General features: G+C 52.4%; 1 protein-coding gene. It reads right to left on the bottom strand.

Annotated features, from left to right (window positions below; translation table 11 throughout):
* The coding region (locus tag KWJ01_RS27860) for a non-ribosomal peptide synthetase (protein WP_225000436.1) at window positions 1–5,937 on the bottom strand (5,937 nt) is incomplete at both ends.

The raw sequence follows: 5,937 nt of genomic DNA on the forward strand, positions 1-5,937 counted from the left end.
GCACCGGCCATACTTCCCACACAGAGGCATCAAAGCCTACCCCTGCCATCATGGTAGATCTGCAACAGGGGCCAAGACCATAGGTCCTGATGTGCCAGCTGCACAGGTTCACCACCCCCCGGTGCTCCACCAGCACACCCTTGGGATTACCCGTAGATCCGGAGGTGTAAATAACATAGGCAAGATTAGCAGGATCTAGAGCTACAGCTGGTGTTGCTGCAGATTCCCTGCTGATCTCCTGCCACTGCTTGTCCAGAAGAATGGCTGCTGCTTTTGTTCCTGATGCTGCTTTTGTTTCCAGCAGCTCTTCATAAGCACTAGCGCTTAGCACCAGATGGGCTGCTGTATCCAGGAGCATGTAGTGGATTCTTTGGCGGGGGTAAGAGGGATCTATGGGTACATAGGCCCCTCCTGCTTTCAGCACCCCCAGCTGGGCTACTACTAATTCCAGGCTCCTGTCCAGGCACAGAGGCACCAGTGTTTCTGCTGTAACCCCTCTTCTCTGAAGGTAATGTGCCAGCTGGTTGCTGCGCTCATCCAGCTCCTTGTATGTTAAAGAGGCTGACAGATCTGCTACTGCCACAGCATCAGGAGTCTTTGCTGCCTGTGCTGAAAACAGCTCCACCAGTGTCTTGTCCTGGGGATAGGCTGCCGCTGTAGCGTTGTAGCCTTCGGTGAGCTGCTCTTTCTCCTGCTCTGTTACCAGCTCCAGCTGGGAGACAGTTACATCTGGTTGTGAGATGATCTGATGGAGCACGGCTGCAAAGTGCCCCTTTATCTTTTCTACCTGCTCTGCTGCCAATAGGGCTGCATTGTAGCTGAAGCCCACCTTTAGCGTTTTGCCTGCCTGTACTACTATTGAGAGCGGATAGTTTGTGTGTTCATCCACCTCCAGGCCTTCCACCTGCAGCCCCCAGTCTCCACCCATCGCTTCGCTTACCGGGTAATTTTCAAAAACCAGCAGGGTATCAAAAAGGTCTCCTTTTATTCCAAGCCACTGTTGTATGTTAGAAAGTGGTGTGTGTGCATATTCTCTTGCATGTGTATGCGCTTCCTGGAGTGCTAACAACCATTCTTTTACCGGCTGCTCTCCTGCCACATGCGCATGCAGTGGAATGGTGTTGATGTAGAGGCCTACCCTGGTTTCTGAATCTTCAAGCGCGGCAGGCCTTCCCGCCACAGTTACGCCATAGACAGCATCTTCCTGTCCTGTATAAGATGCCAAGAGGTATGCCCACACGCCCTGCACCATTGTATTCAAGGTAAGGCGGTTATGCTGCGCATACTGCTGAAGGCTTTCCATAAAGGACTCCTCTACCAGCCAGCTCTCCTGCAAATATTCATCTCCGCCCTTGTTGCGGCCTTTTTTATTATCCACAAATGGCAAAAGACTTGGCTCTTCCACAGCTGATAGAATCTTCTTCCAGAATGCTTCTGCCTCTGATGGATCCTGTTTCTGCAGGTGGCGGATAAAGTCTTCATAGCGATCCTCTTCTATTTGAGGCAGTTTCCCGCCTTTGTTAAGCTGATCGTAAGTGCTTAGCAGCTCCTGCATGAGTACAGGCAGTGACCAGCCATCTACCAGCAGGTGATGGTGCGTCCAGACCATCTGCCAGCTATCTTCTGATAACCTGATAAGGGTGAGCCTTAACAGCGGCGCCTGGCTTAAATCGAAGCCCTTTTTGCTATCGGCAGCCCTGAAGGCAGCAACTTTCTGATGCTGTTCTTCTTCAGCATAGTTTCTATAATCGAGCTCTTCAAAAGGTAGCTCCACAGCCTTGTGCACGCACTGCACAGGGATGTTTAGATCATGATGGAAGGAGCTTCTAAGTATGCTGTGTTTCCTAAGCAGGTACTCCCAGCTGGCCCGGAATGGTGCTACTTCCAGCCCTCTGAGGCGGCAGCTAAGCTGTTCTACATAGCCCTGGGAGGAGGTGTCGTAGAGGCCATGGAAGAGCATGCCTTCCTGCAGCGGACTTAGACTGTACATGCTGCTGATCTGTGCATGCAGTGGTTTGCCCCTGTACTCTTTTTCCAGGAATTGCTCCAGCTCCTGATAGCCTACTTTTCCCCCTAAACCTAAATCAGAAGGTGTAAACTGTGGTACTTCTTTTTGCTTACAGTGGCTGATCAGATCCCTAAGCACCTCCATGAAATTACTGGCGAGTGCAGCTATGGTAGCTTCTTCATACTGATTGCCTGCATACCGCCACTCCAGCTGGAGCTGTCCGTTCAGAATGCTGCTGTTGATGTCAAATTTACTGCTTAGGCGGTTGGCCCTGCTCACCAGACTACCGGCTGACTCTGCAGCACCGGCAAACCACCGGCTGGCATTTAGCGCATTGTCTACCTGGCCCAGGTAGTTGAATATTACCTGGAACGATTCTGCAGTTTCGTGCTTTTGCGCCTGCAGGCTGTTGCGCAGCTCTGTATCCGGGTGCAGGTAACGGAGTGCTCCGTAGCCCATGCCTTTGTGGGGCACCTGGCGCAGCTGCTCTTTCACCGTTTGAATTAAACCAGAAGCTGATAATCCCTTTGCAGCAGATAAGCGCACCGGATAGAGGTTGGTGAACCAGCCTACGGTTCTGCTAATGTCCAGTGCCTTAGAAATATCCTCCCTGCCGTGTCCTTCAAGTCCTATGACAACCTCATCCTGCCGGCTCCAGTCTCCGAGAGTTCGGGCCAGTGCAGCCAGTAAGAGATCATTGATGCTGGTATGATAGGCCTGGTTTACCTCTGTCAGCAGCTCTTTTGTAAGACCAGTATCCAGTGATGTGATATAACTTTGCTGATGGGCAACAAGCGCAGCATTCCTGCTATCCTTCTCAGCTGGAAGCACAAAAGCTGTTTTAGCCACTTTTTGCCAGTAATCCTTCTGAAGAATTGCTTTTGTCTCTGCATATTGCTGTAAAGCCTCCTGCCACTGACGGTAGGAACTGCCTTTTTCGCCCAACTCAATTTCCCTGCCCTGGCGAAGCATCTCAATCGCCTGTTCCAAATCCTCCAAAAGGATGCGCCAGGAAACACCGTCTACTGCCAGGTGATGGATGACCAGGAGCAGGCGGTTTTGGTATTCCGAAGCCGGCGTCTGCATCAGCACAGCCCGCATCAACTCCCCTTTTTCCAGGCTTAGGCTCTTCTGGTAGGTCTGGCATCTTTCTGTGATCTGTACCGATAGCGCTTCAGCTGATGCATTACTAAGATCTTCTGTAATTAATGTACCCACTGCTCTTCCATAAAGCTGCTCCAGCATTCCTCCCTCAACATTGTAGGTAAAGCGCAGGGCATCATGGCGGGCCATGATAAATTTAACAGCCCTATCCAGTATATCAGCAGTAAGTTCCTTGCTTACATTCAGCAGAAGCGCCTGGTTGAAATGTCCTGGCACCTCGAGCTGCTGCTCAAAGAACCAATGCTGTATCGGCAGCAGGCCGGAAGTGCCGGAAAGAGTCTCCTGCTCGGTTTCGATCTTAACATTAGACTGCACCACAGCTGCCAGAGAGGCTACTGTCTGGTGCTCGAACACATCCCTGGGCTGGAAAGTAAAGCCCTTCTTCCGGGCCCTGCTCACCAGCTGTATGGTAATGATGGAATCTCCTCCCAGCTCAAAGAAGTTATCCTCCACCCCTACCTTTTCTACGCCCAGCAGCTCCTGCCAGATGTGGGCCAGCTTTTCTTCGGCTTCTGTTCTGGGTGCTACATAAGTTGTGGTTAGCGTTTCACTTATGTCTACCGCTGGTAAGGCTTTGCGATTGGCTTTTCCGTTGGCGGTGAGTGGTATCTCATCCAGGGCTACCAGTATGGAAGGCACCATGTATTCCGGCAGCTTCTGCTTCATCTCCTGCAGAATAGCTTCTTTCTTAAAATCCCCTTCAGCAACTACATAGCCCACCAGGCGCTTATTCCCCTGGGCATCCTCTTTTGCCAGCACCACTGCCTGCTGAATGCCGCCGCACTGTCCAAGCACACTTTCTACCTCACCCAGCTCAATTCTGTAGCCTCGGATCTTCACCTGGTCGTCAAAGCGGCCCAGGTATTCTATGTTGCCATCGGACATCCAGCGCACCAGGTCACCGGTTTTATACATCCTGGCATCTGCTTCACTGCTGAATGGATCTTTCACAAATTTCTCTGCCGTTAGCTCCGGGCGGTTCAGGTAACCTCTTGCTACCTGCACCCCTGCAATGCAAAGCTCTCCGGCTACCCCTTTTGGCACCAGGTTACCGGCTTTGTCTACAATATGGAGTTGTGTATTTGCCACCGGCTTACCAATGGGCACCAGCTTTACTTTTTGCTCCCCGGCAGGAACGTTCCAGTAAGTTACATCTATGGCTGCCTCTGTTGGGCCATAGAGGTTATGCAGCTCAACTATTTTTAACTTCTGCTTGAACAGGTTTACCTGCGCCGGCTTCAGGGCTTCTCCGCTGCAAAGCACCCGTACCAGCCCCTGGCATTCTCCGGCATCCAAACTGTGCAGGAATACTTCCAGCATGGAAGGAACAAAGTGCAGGGTGGTAATGCCCTGGCTCCTGATAATGGACTTCAGGTAGTCGCTGTCTTTGTGCCCTTCTGGCTTTGCAAACACTAACTTTGATCCTACCAGCAGCGGCCAGAACAGCTCCCATACCGACACATCGAAACAGAAGGTAGTTTTCTGTAGTACTTTATCGTCTGAAGTTAGCCCATAGTGGTCCTGCGCCCACAGCAGCCTGTTTACTACGCCCCTGTGTTCATTAAGCACCCCTTTAGGTTTTCCGGTAGATCCGGAGGTGTAGATAACATAGGCAAGGTTGGAGGGCTGAAGGGTGGTAGCTGCTTTTTCCGCTGGCTCTTTTGCTATTTCCTCCCACTGGCTGTCCAGCAGCACTACCGCTGCTGCTGTTTCTGCAAAGCGTGCTGCATGACTGCTGCTGCTGATCAGCAGCCGCGCTGCTGTATCTTCGAGCATGTACTCGATGCGCTCCTGCGGGTAAGCAGGATCCATGGGTACATAAGCGCCGCCTGCTTTCTGGATGCCCAAAAGGCCAATGATCATCTCCAGGGAGCGGTCGATGCAGATGGGCACCAGTGTTTCTGCTGTGACCCCTCTTTTCTGCAGGTAATGCGCCAGCTGGTTGCTGCGCCTGTTAAGCTCCTGGTAGGTGAGTGCTTCTTCTTCGAAGATAACTGCCACTGCACCTGGTGTTCTGGCTGCCTGCTCCTCAAAGAGGTCCACCAGGGTTTTGTCTCCAGGATAGGCTACTGCTGTGTTGTTGAACTCCTTGAGCAGCAGCCGGGCTTCCTGCTGGCTTAGCAGCGCAAGTGTATCGATGCCTGCTGCAGGATCTTCCATAAAAAGGGTGAGCAGGCGCTGGTAGTGCTCCATCATCTGCACGGCTGTGGCCTCCGAGAAGAGGTCGGTGCAGTACTCCAGCCCCATCTCTATGCCTTCGCGGCTGTTTCTGGCGCTTAGCGTCAGGTCAAACTTTGTCGTGGTACTCTCTACAGGCTCTGCTGAAAGCAGCAGCGCTCCCAGCTCAACCTCCGGCAGCTGTGGGGTATTGTCCATGCTGAACATCACCTGGAAGAGCGGTGTGCGGCTCCTGTCCCTGGCTACCCCCACTGCTTCCACCACCTTCTCGAAGGGCAGGTCCTGGTGCTTGTAGGCTTCCAGCGTTGTCTCTTTTACCTGCTCTACAAGCTCTTTGAAGCTCTTGTTGCCGCTAAGGTCACTGCGAAGGGCAAGGGTGTTGACAAAAAAGCCTATCAGGGGCTCTACCTCCGGCTGCAGTCTGCCTGCGATGGGACTGCCCACGCAGATATCCTCCTGACCGCTGTAGCGATACAGCAGCACCTTGAAAGCAGATAAAAGGCTCATGAAAAGTGTGGCCCCCTGCTGGTTGGAGAACTGCTCCAGCTTTAGGCTTAGCTCTTTGTCCAGGCTGAAGCTTAGCCTGC

The organism is Cesiribacter sp. SM1, assembly GCF_020178975.1.
Classification (GTDB): domain Bacteria; phylum Bacteroidota; class Bacteroidia; order Cytophagales; family Cyclobacteriaceae; genus Cesiribacter.